Source organism: Streptomyces sp. NBC_00154 (assembly GCF_026342835.1).
GTDB lineage: Bacteria > Actinomycetota > Actinomycetes > Streptomycetales > Streptomycetaceae > Streptomyces.
The window spans coordinates 1,944,896-1,960,232 of the sequence record NZ_JAPEMI010000001.1; the positions used below are offsets into that span (position 1 = coordinate 1,944,896).

General features: G+C 68.9%; 13 protein-coding genes. 8 read left to right on the forward strand and 5 right to left on the reverse strand.

The genetic code is table 11. The features are described from left to right. The first annotated feature begins 213 nt into the window (after window positions 1-213). From OHA03_RS08510 to OHA03_RS08530, 5 genes are all read left to right on the forward strand, one after another. Window positions 214-1,455, forward strand: a complete 1,242-nt coding sequence (locus OHA03_RS08510) for a sugar ABC transporter substrate-binding protein (RefSeq protein ID WP_267002334.1) — start codon at window positions 214-216, stop codon at window positions 1,453-1,455. A 5-nt stretch (window positions 1,456-1,460) separates the two neighbouring features. After that, window positions 1,461-2,453: a carbohydrate ABC transporter permease gene (locus tag OHA03_RS08515; protein WP_267002336.1), complete on the forward strand. Its 993-nt coding sequence runs from the start codon at window positions 1,461-1,463 to the stop codon at window positions 2,451-2,453. Beyond that, the gene (locus OHA03_RS08520; RefSeq protein WP_267002338.1) at window positions 2,450-3,352 is read left to right on the forward strand and encodes a carbohydrate ABC transporter permease; all 903 of its coding nucleotides are present in this window, start codon (window positions 2,450-2,452) and stop codon (window positions 3,350-3,352) included. Before OHA03_RS08515 ends, OHA03_RS08520 begins: the two co-directional genes overlap by 4 nt. Window positions 3,353-3,431: 79 nt before the next feature. Then, the gene (locus OHA03_RS08525) at window positions 3,432-4,634 is read left to right on the forward strand and encodes a glycoside hydrolase family 1 protein (protein ID WP_267002340.1); all 1,203 of its coding nucleotides are present in this window, start codon (window positions 3,432-3,434) and stop codon (window positions 4,632-4,634) included. A 249-nt stretch (window positions 4,635-4,883) separates the two neighbouring features. Next, on the forward strand, window positions 4,884-6,422 hold the full coding sequence (locus OHA03_RS08530) for a glucoamylase family protein (protein WP_267002342.1): 1,539 nt from the start codon (window positions 4,884-4,886) through the stop codon (window positions 6,420-6,422). A 34-nt stretch (window positions 6,423-6,456) separates the two neighbouring features. Here OHA03_RS08530 and OHA03_RS08535 read toward each other — a convergent pair whose 3' ends face one another. After that, window positions 6,457-7,506 (reverse strand): glycoside hydrolase family 18 protein, encoded by a 1,050-nt coding sequence (locus OHA03_RS08535; RefSeq protein WP_267007975.1) that lies wholly within the window; start codon window positions 7,504-7,506, stop codon window positions 6,457-6,459. A gap of 333 nt (window positions 7,507-7,839) precedes the next feature. Here OHA03_RS08535 and OHA03_RS08540 point away from each other — a divergent pair, with 333 nt between their 5' ends. The 3 genes from OHA03_RS08540 to OHA03_RS08550 all read left to right on the forward strand — a co-directional run bounded on the left by OHA03_RS08540 (window position 7,840) and on the right by OHA03_RS08550 (window position 11,074). After that, window positions 7,840-8,073 carry a hypothetical protein gene (locus OHA03_RS08540; protein ID WP_267002344.1) on the forward strand — a complete coding sequence of 78 codons (234 nt, stop codon included), beginning with the start codon at window positions 7,840-7,842 and terminating at the stop codon, window positions 8,071-8,073. Between the two features lie 88 nt (window positions 8,074-8,161). Next, window positions 8,162-10,282: a TPM domain-containing protein gene (locus OHA03_RS08545; RefSeq protein ID WP_267007976.1), complete on the forward strand. Its 2,121-nt coding sequence runs from the start codon at window positions 8,162-8,164 to the stop codon at window positions 10,280-10,282. A 78-nt stretch (window positions 10,283-10,360) separates the two neighbouring features. Then, window positions 10,361-11,074, forward strand: coding sequence for a PspA/IM30 family protein (locus tag OHA03_RS08550; RefSeq protein ID WP_267002346.1), 714 nt, complete (start codon window positions 10,361-10,363; stop codon window positions 11,072-11,074). 45 nt (window positions 11,075-11,119) lie between these two features. Here OHA03_RS08550 and OHA03_RS08555 read toward each other — a convergent pair whose 3' ends face one another. The 4 genes from OHA03_RS08555 to OHA03_RS08570 form a co-directional block, all read right to left on the reverse strand. Beyond that, window positions 11,120-13,669 (reverse strand): SpoIIE family protein phosphatase, encoded by a 2,550-nt coding sequence (locus tag OHA03_RS08555; RefSeq protein WP_267007977.1) that lies wholly within the window; start codon window positions 13,667-13,669, stop codon window positions 11,120-11,122. Between the two features lie 202 nt (window positions 13,670-13,871). Continuing rightward, window positions 13,872-14,300: an ATP-binding protein gene (locus tag OHA03_RS08560; protein ID WP_267002348.1), complete on the reverse strand. Its 429-nt coding sequence runs from the start codon at window positions 14,298-14,300 to the stop codon at window positions 13,872-13,874. Between the two features lie 233 nt (window positions 14,301-14,533). Next, window positions 14,534-14,953 (reverse strand): (deoxy)nucleoside triphosphate pyrophosphohydrolase, encoded by a 420-nt coding sequence (locus OHA03_RS08565; RefSeq protein WP_267002350.1) that lies wholly within the window; start codon window positions 14,951-14,953, stop codon window positions 14,534-14,536. Between the two features lie 119 nt (window positions 14,954-15,072). Next, on the reverse strand, window positions 15,073-15,255 hold the full coding sequence (locus OHA03_RS08570; RefSeq protein ID WP_267002352.1) for an SPOR domain-containing protein: 183 nt from the start codon (window positions 15,253-15,255) through the stop codon (window positions 15,073-15,075). Window positions 15,256-15,337 lie beyond the last annotated feature (82 nt).

Here is a 15,337-nt window from a genome sequence, read left to right on the forward strand (position 1 = left end):
CCTCGGGCGGCGCGGTGCCCTACAAAATGGGTCACATCCTCTTCATATTCGCAAACACACCGCCTACCGTTCCAAAGTTGAACATTTAGATGACGAGCACGTTGCACGAGTGTGACCTAGCACCCCCTTGCGCATCTCCGAACCCGTGTCGCAGAGTGATGTATGCGCTTACAGGCAGCGCATACATCCGGATTGCTCGAGGAGGAGCCCTCCATGTCCCGCACCGCCAGAACCGCCTCGGTCGGTATCGCAGTCGCGCTCGCATTCGGTATCACTGCATGTGGCAGTTCCGGTGCCGACGTCGCCGCGGACAAGAAGCAGACGCTCACCGTCTGGGCCATGGGGGCCGAGGGCGAGAGGCTCGCGGATGTGGCAAAGGTCTACGAGAAGTCGCACCCGAACATCACCGTCAAGGTGACCCCGGTCGGCTGGGACGTCGCCCACCAGAAGCTCGTCTCCGCGGCCGCCGCCGGCACCATGCCGGACGTCGCGCAGATGGGCGGCAGCTACATGGGCGAGTTCTCCGAGCTCGGTGTCCTGGAACCGGTGGACACCAAGACCTTCGACAAGAAGGACTTCTTCCCGTCCGGCTGGAACCAGGGCGAGGTGGACGGCACCGCGTACGGCGTGCCGTGGTACGTCGACACCCGCGTCCTCTACTACCGCACCGATCTGGCCGAGAAGGCCGGCATCGACAAGGCTCCGACCAACTGGAAGGAGATGCAGGATCTCGCCACCGCGTACCAGAAGAAGGCCGGTACCAAGTGGGGCCTGTCCATCCAGCCCAGCGGCCTGGACACCGTGCAGAACTTCTACTCCTTCCTGTACTCGGCCGGCGGCGAGATCGTCAATGACAAGGGCGAAGCCGTCATCGACAGCCCCGAGGCCGTCAAGGCGCTCAAGGAGTACGGCTCGTACTTCGACAAGGGACTCTCCAACAAGTCCGTGGCGCCCGGCTACGACGTGGTGAAGGACTTCGGCAACGGCCGCGTCCCGATGTTCTTCGGCGGCCCCTGGCACGTCACCCTGCTGAACGAGGGCCAGCCGCAGATCAAGGGCAAGTGGGCGGTGGCCAACGTCCCCGCCGACAAGTCCTCCGTCTCCATGGCGGGCGGCTCCTCGCTGGTGGTTTCCAAGGACAGTGAGCACAAGGCCGCTGCCACGGAGTTCATCAAGTACCTGACCGACGCCAAGGGCCAGGCCGACTGGTACGAGCGCACCAAGGACCTGCCCGCCAACACCGCGGCCTGGACCTCCGGAGCACTCGCCGACGACGCCAACCTCCAGGTCTTCAAGAAGCAGATGGACACCGCCAAGGCCGCTCCCTCGCTCGCCAAGTGGACCGAGATCACCGACAAGGTCGACCAGGCCATCGCGAAGGTCACCCAGGGCAAGGCTTCCGCCCAGGACGCGCTGAAGACGGCGCAGTCCCAGATCGAAGGCCTCGTGAAGTAGGAGCCATGAGCACCATGACCGGAAAGGCCGCACAGCCGGCCAAGGTGCAGGCCGGGCCGGGGACCTCCCAGTCCCCGGCCGCCGGGCCCCAGGAGCGCCGGGGTCGCAAGAGGCCGTCGATGGGTGTGCAGAACGCGGCCGGCTGGCTGTTCTCCACCCCCTTCCTCGTCCTCTTCACCGTCTTCATGGCGTTCCCGATCCTCGCCACTCTGCTGATGAGCTTCACCGACTTCGGGCTGCGCAATGTCACGCACCCGCTGGACGCGAATTTCATCGGCTTCGAGAACTACGCCAATCTGTTCGGCGACGAGAAGTTCCTCAAGTCGCTCTTCAACACGGCGTACTTCGTGGTCATCGGCGTCCCCCTGACGATCTTCCTCGGACTGGTCGTCGCGGTGCTGCTGAACAACGGCATCGACCGGGCCCGGACCTTCTTCCGGGTCGGCTTCTACGCCCCGGTGGTCACCACCATCGTCGCCGTCGCCGTGGTCTGGCGGTTCGTCCTGGACCCGAGCGACGGACTGATCGCGGGCCTCTTCACCGAAGTGGGTCTCACCCCGCCGGACTTCCTCGGCTCCGAGACGCTGGCGATGCCCTCGATGATCGCTATGGCGGTATGGCGCAACCTCGGCACGGTCATGGTGCTTTTCATCGCCGGACTGCAGGCCATTCCCACCGAGGTACGGGAAGCCGCGAAGCTCGACGGCGCCGGTGTCTGGCACGAGTTCCGCAGGATCACCGTGCCCCTGCTCCGGCCGACGCTGCTCTACGCCACGGTCATCACCACCATTGGCTACCTCAACGTCTTCGAGGAACCATTCGTGATGACGCAGGGCGGACCCTCGGACTCCACCCTCACCGTCTCGCTGAACATGTACCGCGAGGGCTTCAACTTCTTCCACATGGGCTACGCGAGCGCCATGGCGTATGTCCTCTTCGTAGTGATCATGGGCATCACTGTGCTCCAGCTCCGACTGCTGAAGGACAACACGAAATGAGCGCCACCCGTGCACCCGGCGCCGTCCCGGCGGCGCCGTCGAAGGAGCCGATCAGGCCCCAGGGCGTGAAGAGGACCCGGAACCCGAAGCGGCTGCTGATCTACATCCTGCTCGCGGTCGGCCTGTTGGTCATGTCCGCCCCGTTCCTCTGGATGGCATTCTCGGCCTTCAAGACGTCGAGCGAACTGTCGGCCAGCCCGCCCGTGTGGATCCCCACCGAGTGGACCCTGGACAACTTCCGGGACCTGCTCGACAAGCTCGATCTGCCGCTGTACTTCATGAACTCCGTCATCGTGGCGGTGCTGGTCACCGTCTCGAACCTGGTGTTCTGCTCGATGCTCGGCTACGCCCTGGCCAAGCTGAACTTCGTCGGGCGCAACAAGATCTTCGGGCTGGTCCTGGGCGCCCTGATGGTGCCCGGCAACCTGATGCTGCTGCCGCTCTTCGTGCTGATGAGCAAGCTCCAACTGATCGACAGCTACGCGGGTCTCGTACTGCCCTTCGCCGCGGGAGCCTTCGGTGTCTTCCTGATGCGGCAGTTCATGCAGTCGATCCCGGACGAGCTGCTGGAAGCAGCCCGGATGGACGGCGCCGGCGAGTGGTACATCTTCTGGCGGATCGTGATGCCGCTGGTGAAGCCCGCCCTCGCAACGCTCTCGATCTTCGCCTTCCTCGGTTCCTGGAACAACTTCGTCTGGCCGCTGATCGCGACCAACGACCCGGACAAATACACGCTTCCGGTCGCGCTCGCGACGTTCGCCACGGACCCCAACAAGGCCGGTGGCTCCAACGGCATGCTGATGGCCGGAGCGTTCCTGGTCGTGCTGCCCGTACTGATCCTGTTCATCGCACTGCAGCGGCACTTCACCCAGGGCATCGCCACGGCGGGCATGAAGTAGCCCGCCCCACCGACTCGTACGAGGCCGCACCCCGCACCCCCGCCGGCCCCCCCTTCACGCACCAGAAAGACATTTTGCGATGACTCACACCCAGGTCCCGTTCCCCGAAGGCTTCCTGTGGGGTGCCTCCACGGCCGCCCACCAGATCGAGGGCAACAACACCAACAGCGACTGGTGGGTCAAGGAACACGCCGCGGGCACCCACATCCAGGAGCCCAGCCTGGACGCCTGCGACAGCTACCACCGCTGGCACGAGGACATGGACGTGCTCGCCGGACTGGGCTTCACCGACTACCGGTTCTCCATCGAGTGGGCGCGCATCGAGCCGGCCGAGGGCCGGTTCTCCCGGGCCGAGCTCGCCCACTACCGCCGCATGGTCGAAGGCGCCGTTTCGCGCGGCCTGCGTCCGATGATCACGCTGCACCACTTCACCGTGCCGCAGTGGTTCGAGGCGCGCGGCGGCTGGACCGCCGAGGGTGCCACCGAGCTCTTCGCCCGCTACGTCGCCGCCTGCGCACCGGTGATCGGCCAGGACGTCAGCCACGTGTGCACCATCAACGAGCCCAACATGATCGCCGTGATGGCCGGCCAGGCCAAGCGTGGCGACAACAGCTTCCCGCCGGCGGGTCTGCCGACCCCGGACGACGAGACCACCCAGGCCGTCATCGCCGCCCACCACGCGGCCGTCAAGGAGGTCAAGGCGATCAACGCCGACATCCAGGTCGGCTGGACCATCGCCAACCAGGTCTACCAGGCCCTGCCCGGCGCCGAGGACGTCACCGCCGCGTACCGCCACCCGCGCGAGGACATCTTCATCGAGGCCGCCCGCGGCGACGACTGGATCGGCGTCCAGTCCTACACCCGTACCAAGATCGGCGCAGATGGCCCGATCCCGACGGCCGACGGCGTCGAGCGCACTCTTACCCAGTGGGAGTACTACCCGTCCGCGGTGGGCTACGCGCTGCGCCACACCGCCGAGGTCGTCGGCCGCGACGTACCGCTGATCGTGACCGAGAACGGCATCGCGACCGATGACGACAGCCGTCGCGTCGACTACTACACCGGGGCGCTGAACGAGGTCGCCGCCGCGCTGCAGGACGGCCTCAACATCACGGGCTACCTGGCGTGGAGCGCCCTCGACAACTACGAGTGGGGCTCCTACAAGCCCACCTTCGGCCTGATCGGCTGGGACCCGGAGACTTTCGAACGGCTGCCGAAGCCGTCCGCCGTCTGGCTGGGCGAGATGGGCCGCACCCGCACGCTGCCGCGCATCGCCGACTGACGGCAACCCACAGACCGGGAGCCACCTGACGGCCCCGTTCAGTACGGGAGCCGACGGAACCTGACGGCCGCCGGTCCCCGTGCTGCTCCGTTCAGCGCGGCCGAAGCCCCACGGCTTCGGCCGCGCCGACGGACACACCCGAAAACGGCGCCACCGCCGCAGCCACACCCGCGGCAGTTTCTCCACCGCCGCGTCGAGCACGCCACGAAATTCCCCCTTCCCCCTTCTGCCACTGGGAGCTGGATCTTCATGGACCGTCGCACATTCGTCACCGCCGCCGGGACCGGGGCTGCCGCCCTGTCCCTGGGGGCCATATCCGCGTCCTCCGCGAGCGCCGCGCAGTCCGTGGCCGCCTCGCCGGGCGCTCGTTCCGTTCCATCCGCGCATGCCGCGCAACCTGTTCATGCTCTTGATACACCGCTGCTGCTGCGCTGGTTCCGCGATACGTATCACTCGATCGAGGCCATGACGACCGACCTCGGTCTGGCCACGGACAAGATCGATGTCAGCGGCTCCGGCGGCCCCGTCCAGTCCCGCCAGACGTCGCCCACCAATATCGGCTGCGGCCTCTGGTCGACCGTCGCCGCCGCCGGTCTCGGCGTGATCAGCGAAGCCACGATGCACCGCAGGCTGGAGCGCACCGTCCGGACCGTGGAGAAGCTGGAGCGCCACCACGGCTTCTGGCTCAACTGGTACGACGCGCACGACGGTTCGGTGCTGACCGAGTGGCCCGGCACCGGGGACCCGGTCCGTCCGTTCCTCTCCTCCGTCGACAACGCCTGGCTGATCACCGGCCTGCGCATCGCCGCCGACGCCTCAGCCGCGCTGCGCCCCCGCGTCGCCCGGATCCTGGCGACCGCCGACTGGTCCTACTACTACACGCCCTACGACGCTGCCGACCCGGTCGCCGGCCCCGGTCAGCTGCGCGGCGGCTTCTGGCCCGACACCGAGGAGCCCACCGGGCACCACTACGGCGCGCTCAACACCGAGCCCCGCATGGCCAGTTATCTGGGAATCGCGGACGGCTCGCTGCCCGCCGACCACTACTGGCACCTGCTGCGCACGATGCTCCCCGAGCACGAGCACGAGCAGGAGCAGGAGCAGCATCCGCAGGGTGCGTACGTCGCCATGGACGGCGTCCGGGTGTGGCAGGGCCACTACACGCACCGCGGCCGGAAGATCGTTCCCAGCTGGGGCGGTTCGATGTTCGAGGCGCTCATGGTGCCGCTGTTCGTGCCGGAGGCGGAGTGGTCGCCGCGGTCCTGGGGTCTCACCCACCAGCGTTACGTCCGCAGCCAGATCGAACACGGTATGAAGGAAGCAGAGTACGGGTACTGGGGCTTCTCCCCCGCCAACATCCCCGAGGGCGGGTACCAGGAGTACGGCGTCGACGCCATCGGCATGCAGGTCGGCGGCTATGCCTCCAACACCGATCGCACGTACACCGCGGACGGCGCTCCGCTGCCGCCCGCGTCGGCCTTCACCAATGGTGTGGTCACCCCGCACGCCTCGTTCCTCGCCCTGCCGTACGCACCGGGCGAGGCGGTCGCCAACCTGCGGGCGCTCGACCGCGACTTCGGGGCCTACCACGAGGGCTACGGCTTCCGGGATTCCGTCAATGTCCGCACGGGACGGGTCAGCGACTACATGCTCGCCCTCGACCAGGGCATGATCGCCGCCGCGCTGGCCCAGGCAATCCGCCCCGGGCTGCTGCAACGGCCGTTCCGGACCAGTGGGTTCCGGTCGAAGGTGCGTCCTCTGCTCGCCAAGGAGCAGTTCTCCATCTGACCTGCGGCGGCGTGAAGCAAGGGCGGTTCCGGGGTCAGTTCCATCCCTCGCGGTAAGCCGCCCAGTCGCCCTCCCGCGCCGCGAAGTCGACATAGAGCGCGACTCCGAACCGTTCCCGGCCGCGGTCCGTACGCGCCAGACCCAGTCTGGTGCCTCGGACCGCAGCCGCGACCGTCTCCGCCGCCTCATGGTGTCCGAGATCGTCCTCGTGGAAGAAGGGCAGACCCATCAGGAGATCGGTTCCCGGGGGTGTCACCTCCAGGGCGAGCGCGGTCTGCTCGGCGACGTAACCGCCGTACATGCCCTCCAGCGGCATCCAGGTGTCGTACGACATGACGGCGATCTGGTCGACGCGCCGCGCCACCTGCCCGAAGAACTTCTGCGACCACCACTTGGGACTGCCGCTGAGTGTGCCCACGACACTGTGCGCGGCGGGCAGCGGGTCGATCTGGTGAGCGGCGACGGAGAGCGGGGCCCTGCGGGCCTTCGTGAGGGCGTGCAGGTCGTCGAGGAGCGAGAGGTAGTGCCGGTCGCCGGAGTGCAGAGGTTCGAGGTCGAAGTGCACACCGTCGAAACCGGCATCGAGGATCTGCCTCGCGGAGTCGACCACGGCGGTGCGGGAAGCACCCCGTTCAAGGTGCAGACCAGTGGGTCCCTCCGTGGCGAGTACGTCCCCGAGCCAGGCCTGCACCCGGATGCCGGGCAGGGTGCGATGCACGGCATCGACCAGCCACCGAACCTTCGGGTAGCGGGTCGCGGGCAGTGTGCCGTTGTGCTCCAGAGGCCCCGCATGCACGTACAGGTCCTTGATCCCCGTCCCACGGATCCGGTCGGCGAACGCGGCCAGGTCCCTGCCGTTCTTGCGCCCGTCGACCCAGGCGTGCCCGAGCCAGACGGCATCACGGCCGCGGGTACGGGTGCCGGCGCCCGGGTCGCCGGAGTAGTTGAGCCGCAGGGTGACACCCGCGGTGAGCAGCGGAACCACGATCACCAGGACGAGTCCCGGCGCGATCCGCCGCGGCCAGGTCCGCCACAACCGATTCCAGCGGAACCGGGCCGCCCAGTTCCGCACAGCGCCGGCCATGCCCTTCATGTGCGAACGCACTCCGGTTACCCCCTGATTGTCGGTGTGCCGTGGCAGTATGACCGGCATGATGTCCCACCGCCGAAAGGCCGATGCCGCGTAAGCGGCCCGGCGCGCTGCACACCGCCCTGCGGAGGACACCCGGATGACTGTCCGACCCGGGCAGAATTCATCGGCTCTCCCTCCTCACCGGCGCCGCGATCCGTCGCGTGGAGCGTGAGAGCGATCTGTACGGGATCTTCCCGGGGTGAACCGCAGCGGCCCTGCACCACAACTGCTCCCTCTTCTGCCTCCCCCGGCCGCACGCTGTGTCCCTCGCCGGCTGACCCTGCCATGGCTTCCCGCTCGAACGTGACCCGTGCCCGGGACGTGCTGGGCGACATCCTGTCCGCATTCGCACCACGGCCGCAGGCCGAGCTGGGACGTCGGATCACCCGGCTCGACGCGCAACTACTGCGCCGGCCCCCGGCCGATCCGCGCGCGCCCGGTCATCCGTGGCGCCCCGAGGCGGGGTGGGGGATGCGCCTGAACGACGGGGTCGTCGATCCCGCACGGCGTCTGCGGTAGGACCGTCGGCGGGTCCGGCCTCGTGACGGTCCCCCGGTGGATCGCCGGGTCGCGGGTGACTGAGGGTGGACATAGCCTCACACATGTGATGCAGCTCGTGAGCCGTACCCGGATTCTCATACCGGGCCGGGCCCTCGTCGCCGTGCTGATGGCGGTGTGCTGGCTGGCCCTTCCCGCTGCGCCGGCCGCTCGTGCCGACGACCCCGTCACGTTGTCCCGGGACGGGCAGATCACCGACAAGGTGGGTGCGCTCGGCGACCGCCGGGGCCAGGTGGTCGCCGCACTCGACCGTCTCTACGCAGACCGGCGCATCCAGCTCTTCGTCGTGTATGTACGGGACTTCTCCGGCCGTTCCGCGCAGAACTGGGCCGATGCGACGGCCGACAAGAACGGTCTCGGTCTCGACGACGTGCTGCTCGCCGTCGCCACGCACGACCGGCAGTACGCGTACACCGTGGACCCGGGCTCCCGCCTCACCGACGCCCAGCTGCGGGACGTGGCGAGCACGGCCATCGAGCCGGCCCTCAAGCAGAACGACTGGGCGGGCGCCGCGATCGGGGCGGCCAACGGCTATGCCGCCGTAGTGGCCGGGAAGCCTGTGCCCACCCCTACCATCACACCCGGCATCGCCGATCCCGGAACAGGCAGTTCCGGCGGGACGAGCACCGGGGACCTGATCCTTCCCGTGGTCCTCATCGGCGGGGCGGGAGCGGTCGCCGCCTATGCGTACACCCGCCGGAAACGACGCACCACGACCCGCACCACACCCGGATCGGCCGCCTGGGGACACGGCGCCGCACCGTCGGGTGGGCCGCCCCGGCCACCGACTCCGCTGCCGGGGCTCGATGCCCGTGCCAAACAGGCGCTGGTCGAGACGGATGACGCGGTCCGCACCAGTGAGGAGGAACTCGGTTTTGCCACCGCGCAGTTCGGGGAAGAGGCCGCCACCCCGTTCACCGAGGCCGTCACGTTCGCCAAAGGCGAGCTGACTGCCGCGTTCCGGTTGCGTCAGCAGCTGGACGATGCAGTCCCGGAGGACGATGCGAAGCGTCGCCGGATGCTGGACGAGATCACCAACCGCTGCACGGGGGCCAATGCCCGTCTCGATACCGTCTCCGAGGACTTCGACCGGCTGCGCGCGCTGGAACGCAACGCTCCACAGGCGCTTGCGACAGCCGAGACCGCGTTCCGTGCACTCGCGGTCCGGGCTTCGGCGGCCGAGACCGCCCTCGCCTCGATGCGCAGCCGGTACGCGGATTCGGCCTCCTCCTCCGTCGCGGACGACATCGAGCAGGCGAAGGACCGCCTCGTCTTCACGACCTCCAGCCTGAACCAGGCGAGGCAGGCGGTGGACAAGGGAAACAACGCGGCAGCGGCGGTGTATGTACGGGCGGCCGAGGGTGCGGTCGACCAGGCGACCACGCTCGTCGACGCCGTGGACCGGCGTGCCCGGGAGCTCGCGGAGGCAGCGGCGGCACTGCCGGCCGCACTCACCGAGACGGAGACCGATCTGGCCGATGCGGGCGGGCTGCTGGAAGGCACCTCGGAGGGGGTGTCGACCGCGGATCTGCGCGGCCGGATCGCCCGCGCACAGTCGGTACTGGGCGACGTGAGCAGGGAGATGCAGGCCGGCCGCTACGACCCGATCGATGTGCTGCGCAGGGTGGAGGAGGCCGATGCCGCGCTGGACGAGGCGCTGGCCGGGGCCCGCGAACGGGAGCAGGGTGACCGTCGGGCCCGGTCCCTGCTCGACCAGGCGATGCTCACCACGCGCTCGGCAATCGCTGCCGCTGCGGACTACATCACAACGAATCGGGGGGCCGTCGGCAGCCAGGCCCGGACCCGGCTCGCGGAGGCCCAGCGGCGGCTGGAGCGGGCCCGGGAGCTGGCAGGCACGGACGATCCACAGGGTGCGCTGGCCGAGGCTCATCAGGCCGACTCACTGGCCGGACAGGCGCGGAGCCTGGCCGAAGAGGATGTGCGGGCGTACGGGAACCGGAACGGCCCGGGCGGTGTACAAGGAGGGGGCGGCGGGGTTGGCGGCGCGGTCCTCGGCGGGATCATCCTCGGCGGACTCCTGGGCGGCGGGGGCGGCAGTGGTTACGGAGGGGGGTTCGGCGGCGGATTCGGCGGGGGCGGAGGCGGCGGCCCCGGCAGCTTCGGCGGCGGGGGCACTCGCGGCCGGCGGGGCGGCGGCGGCCGCTTCTGAACCATCGGCAGAGCATGCGCGGGGAGCGTTCCCACGGTCCGTAACGGCGTTCGTAGTGTCATACAAAGGAGAGGTGCCATGACCAAGCAGACCATCCTCGGCCGCGTCACTCAGCTGGCGAAAGCCAATATCAACGCCCTGCTGGATCAGGCGGAGGATCCGCAGAAGATGCTGGACCAGCTGATCCGCGACTACACGGCGAACATCTCGGAGGCCGAGCAGGCGGTGGCGGCGACCATCGGCAATCTGCGGCTCATGGAACAGGACCACCGCGAGGATGTCGACGCGGCCAAGGAATGGGGCGACAAGGCCCTCGCCGCCAGTCGCAAGGCGGACGAGCTACGGGCCGCCGGATCAGGGGCGGAGGCCGACAAGTTCGACAACCTGGCCAAGGTCGCGCTCGGCCGGCAGCTCCAGTCGGAGAAGGAGGCGAAGACCGCGGAGCCGACGATCGCGTCGCAGACGGTGGTGGTGGACAAGCTCAAATCCGGCCTGGATCAGATGAAGTCGAAGCTGAAGGAGCTGAAGTCCAAGCGGGACGAGCTGGTCGCGCGCGCCAAGTCGGCCCAGGCACAGAATCAGATGATGGACTCCGTCAAGAACATCAATGTTCTCGACCCGACCAGTGAGCTCAGCCGATTCGAGGACAAGGTCCGGCGGGAGGAGGCGAAAGCGATGGGCAAGCAGGAGCTCGCCGCATCGTCCCTGGACGCCCAGTTCGAGCAGCTGGACAGCGTGGGCGACAGTGCGGAGGTCGAGGCCAGGCTCGCCGCCCTGAAAACGTCCTCATGACCACCGCACCCGGAGCGCTCACCGCACTCGCACCACGTCCGGGTGTCAGAACATACTCAGCAGCTGCTCGACCGTGCGCTCGGCGGCCGGCTGCCCGTCGGGCAGCGGCAGTTCGAACCAGACGGTCTTGCCGCGCGGTGTCCGCCTCGAACCCCAGGCCGCGCTCAACAGCCCCACCAGCTGCAGCCCTCGACCGCCCTCGTCCGTGTCGCGCGCCCGGCGTCGTCGTGGCTGGACGAGACCCGCGTCCCATACCTCGCACACGAGCGTACGGTCACGCAGCAGCCTGAGCCGAATCTCGCCCTCGCCGTACCGCAGGGCGTTGGTCACCAGCTCGCTGACGAGGAGTTCGGTGGTGTCCACCAGGTCGTCGAGGTCCCAGGCGATCAGTTGGCTGCGGGCCAGTTCGCGGGCGCGACCGACGGAGCGGGGTTCGCTCGGCAGCCGCCAGTCGCCGACCGCGTCGGCCGGCAGGCCCTGGATGCGGGCCATCAGCAGGGCGATGTCGTCCTCGCCGTGCCGGGTGTCGAGGGTGGTCAGGACGTGGTCACAGACGTCCTCCAGGGGGAGTTCGGGTTCGACGAGGGCGTCGCGCAGAGCCTGCAGTCCTTCGTCGAGCGGGTGATCGCGGGATTCGACGAGTCCATCGGTGTAGAGGGCGAGGAGGGCGCCCTCCTTGAGTTCGACCTCGACTTCCTCGAAGGGTTCGCCGCCGACGCCGAGCGGCATCCCGGGCGGGACGTCGAGCAGCAGGGCCGGTTCGCCCGGCTCGACCACAACAGGGGGAAGGTGACCGGCGTTGGCGAAGGTGCACCGCCGGGTGACCGAGTCGTAGACGGCATAGACACATGTCGCCAGGTAGACCTCGGACAGGTCAGCGTCGCGGGACTTGTGGGAGGCCCTCGAGGGCCACTGGGCGCCACCGCCGAAGCCGTCGGAGGCCGTGCTGCCACCGGGGGTGCCGAGGCCGCGGGCGACCTCATCGAGCGCGGAGAGCACTTCGGCGGGTTCCAGATCGAGGAGGGCCAGGGTCCTTACGGCAGTGCGCAGTTCACCCATGGCGACGGCGGCCCGCAGCCCGCGACCCATGACGTCGCCGACGACCAGGGCGGTGCGATGCCCGGGGAGTTCGATCACATCGAACCAGTCGCCACCCACCTCGGTCGCCGCGTTGCCGGGCAGATAGCGGCAGGCGATGTCGAGGCCCGCGGCCTCGGGGTCACCGGGTGGCAGCAGGCTGCGCTGGAGGATGAGTGCGCGTTCGTGCTCGCGCCGGTAGAGGCGGGCGTTGTCGATACAGACGGCGGCGCGGGCGGCCAGTTCGGTGGCGAGGGCACGGTCGCGCTCGCCGAAGGGTTCGCTGCCCTTCGTACGGGAGAACTGGACGAGGCCGACGACGGTGTCATGGGCGACCATCGGCACGGCGAGGGTGGACTGGACGAAGCCACGGTCGTCCCCGGGGACGTTCTTGACCCGGCCGGTGCGCAGAGCCTTGGCGCAGGGGGAGTTGAAGGGGTAGCGGTGGACGGCGCCCAGTACCGGCGGGTCGGTGTCCCCGTCGGTCGCGGTGCTGTCCGGGACGGCGTCCGAGACGGCGCTGGCGAAGCCGACGCGGCGCAGTTCGGCGGAGCCGCCGACGGGCTCCTGGCGGAGCGAGCCCCAGCTGCCGGGCGGTGCCTCGTCGCCGGTGAGCAGCCCCTGGTAGAGGTCGACGGAGGCGAGGTCGCAGAAGCCGGGTACGGCCACGTCGAGGAGTTCGCGGGCGGTGGTCTCCAGGTCGAGCGAGTTGCCGATGCGGGCGCTGGCCTCGTTGAGGAGGGCGAGGTTACGGCGGGCGCTGGCGGCCTCGCGGGCGGCAATATGGCGGCGGGTGACATCGGTGGCCAGTCCGGCGATGCCGATGGGCCGGCCTGCTCCGCTGTGCACGCGGTAGAGGTTCATCGACCAGTGACGGCTCTCCGCGTCGCCGGGTGCGGTGCCGACGAGCTGGAGATCGGTGACGGAGTCTCCGGTCTCCAGGACCCGCTTGAGGGTGGCGGTGAGCCGCTCGGCCTCGGGGCGGGCGAGATAGTCGTCGACCGTGCGGCCGCGGTGGTCGTCGGCCTGGCCGCCGAAGACGGTGGCGAAGCGCTGGTTGGCTCGTACGACCGTGAAGTCCGTGCCGAACAACACGAAACCGAAGGGAGATTGGCCGAAAATGGCCTGCGAAGCCGCCAGGTCCGTCTCGATACGGCGCAGGGCGCGGACATCCACGACGATGCAGAGCGCGGCCCGTTCCCCGCTCCCCGTCTCACTGGGCATCACATAGAGCTCGGCGAGCCCGTGGACGGCATTTTCGCCCGGGATGCGGAAGGGGACGAGGCCCGTCCACTCCTTGCCGTCGAGTATCTCGCCGACCCGGCGATGGCCGTCGGTGCGCAGCTCGGAGGGCATGAAGGCCTCGACCGGATCCCTGCCCACCGCTTCGTCTGCGGCAATGCCGAAGAGACCGGCGGCCCGGCGGCTCCACTGCTCGATCAGCCCGTCGGGGCCGATCGAGAAGGAGGCGACCCTGATGTAGTCATAGATCGAGCCAGGCGGGCTGCTCTGCCACACGACGTTGCCCGCTGTCCCAGGTATTTCGCTCACGCGACCGTCCCCTCCAGCTCACACACCGGACCGGTCCTGCCCGCAGTATTCAGCACTACGGCGCTTACCGACACGGCGTTCACGATCACAGCACGGTCTCAGTCCCTTTCAGCCAGGGACTGACAGGCACTGCCCGAGCTTTGTGATCGCTGTGCGTCCCACCCCACTCCTAACCAGGGAGGGCCAGCTCGAACCACACCGTCTTGCCACTATTTCCGTGCCGCGTCCCCCAGCGGCGAGCAGAACGGGCCACGAGCTGCAACCCTCGGCCCCCTTCGTCATCGGGTCCGGCAGCGCGTTCGGTGGGCGGATCCGGAAGCGGATCGGAGACTTCCACAAGCAGTCCGGGGCGGGTGTCCGGACCTTCGCCGTTGGGTTGGGGCCGCACGAGTCGTACGCCGATGGGGCCTGAGGTGTAGCGCATGGAATTGGTCACCAGCTCACTGACCAGCAGAACGGTCACATCACCGACCGTCGCGTCGAGCCCCCAGCCGCGCAGTGCCTCGTGGACCGCATGCCGAGCGGTGCGCACGGCCCCCGGCACAGCCGGAAAGGTCCACTCGGCGCAGTCGCCTTCGGTATCGATCACGCCGATCACTTCCCAAGACGAGCAAACAGGGAACGTCTGTTTAAGGGGACTAATCAGCCCATACCCGATATTTGGGGTGGACTATCGCTGGAATCGACATGTGGGGCGTACGGGTGTAGGGCGGCGTGCGCGCACGGAGGGGGCGCACGCTCACTGGCGCGCGCAGTCCGACAGAGGCCCGGTCGGGGCGTCCCGATCAGGGGCGGTTCCGGTCGGAGGCGGCTCCGGTCGGGGCGTCCCGATCAGAGGCGGTTCCGGTCGGATGCGGCTCCGGTCGGCAGGCGGCGCATGGCCTCGGCCACAGCGGGCCGGTCCTGGTCGAGCCAGTCGACCACGTCGCTCTCACCCGGTCCGAGCCATCTCAGTTCGTCATGGTCCTGGAGCGGGGCGGGCACACCGGACACCAGCCGCGCCGTCCATACCCGGAGCACATAGCCGGGCGCCAGTGGCCACTCGCCGGGGATGCGCTCCAGCGGCTCCGTCTCCACACCGAGTTCCTCGCGGAGTTCACGCACGAGCGCCTGCTCGCCGGTCTCCCCCGGCTCCAGCTTCCCGCCGGGCAGCTCCCACCGCCCCGCCAGCTCAGGCGGGGCGCTACGGCGCGCGGCCAGCAGGCGCCCCTGGTCGTAAACGGCTCCGGCCACCACCACGCGATCGTTCATACGCCGGAGCGTAACCCCCGGCCCACGACGCTCCGGCCCACCCACCGCGACCACTCCGACCCGCCCGCTCGCGCGCCACCGGCCGGCCCGCTCCCCGAGGCGGCGGTCGAGGAAGGCGGTCAGGGACGGGCGCTCTGCCCCAGACGCTCGACCCAATAGAGCTGCTTGTGGCCGCGGCTGTCGAGCTTGTCGGCGATCTTCTGCGCCTCGGCCTGCGTGGCATACCTGCCGACGCGGTACCTGTTGCCGTTGTCGTCCTGCCTTATCACCAGCCAAGGGAGCACGGCCCCGCCGTCGCTCATCGTGTCCCTCCCGAGCATTGCGCCCCTCCCCTGAACGGCCTGCACGACTCTAAGGATCCCCAGGAAACCGCAGTACGCATAT

Bases quoted from the DNA above. Each gene is read 5' to 3' on its own strand.
- OHA03_RS08510 (WP_267002334.1), top strand. From the start codon at position 214: ATGTCCCGCACCGCCAGAACCGCCTCGGTCGGTATCGCAGTCGCGCTC.
- OHA03_RS08515 (WP_267002336.1), top strand. From the start codon at position 1,461: ATGAGCACCATGACCGGAAAGGCCGCACAGCCGGCCAAGGTGCAGGCC.
- OHA03_RS08520 (WP_267002338.1), top strand. From the start codon at position 2,450: ATGAGCGCCACCCGTGCACCCGGCGCCGTCCCGGCGGCGCCGTCGAAG.
- OHA03_RS08525 (WP_267002340.1), top strand. From the start codon at position 3,432: ATGACTCACACCCAGGTCCCGTTCCCCGAAGGCTTCCTGTGGGGTGCC.
- OHA03_RS08530 (WP_267002342.1), top strand. From the start codon at position 4,884: ATGGACCGTCGCACATTCGTCACCGCCGCCGGGACCGGGGCTGCCGCC.
- OHA03_RS08535 (WP_267007975.1), bottom strand. From the start codon at position 7,506: ATGGCCGGCGCTGTGCGGAACTGGGCGGCCCGGTTCCGCTGGAATCGG.
- OHA03_RS08540 (WP_267002344.1), top strand. From the start codon at position 7,840: ATGGCTTCCCGCTCGAACGTGACCCGTGCCCGGGACGTGCTGGGCGAC.
- OHA03_RS08545 (WP_267007976.1), top strand. From the start codon at position 8,162: ATGCAGCTCGTGAGCCGTACCCGGATTCTCATACCGGGCCGGGCCCTC.
- OHA03_RS08550 (WP_267002346.1), top strand. From the start codon at position 10,361: ATGACCAAGCAGACCATCCTCGGCCGCGTCACTCAGCTGGCGAAAGCC.
- OHA03_RS08565 (WP_267002350.1), bottom strand. From the start codon at position 14,953: ATGAACGATCGCGTGGTGGTGGCCGGAGCCGTTTACGACCAGGGGCGC.
- OHA03_RS08570 (WP_267002352.1), bottom strand. From the start codon at position 15,255: ATGAGCGACGGCGGGGCCGTGCTCCCTTGGCTGGTGATAAGGCAGGAC.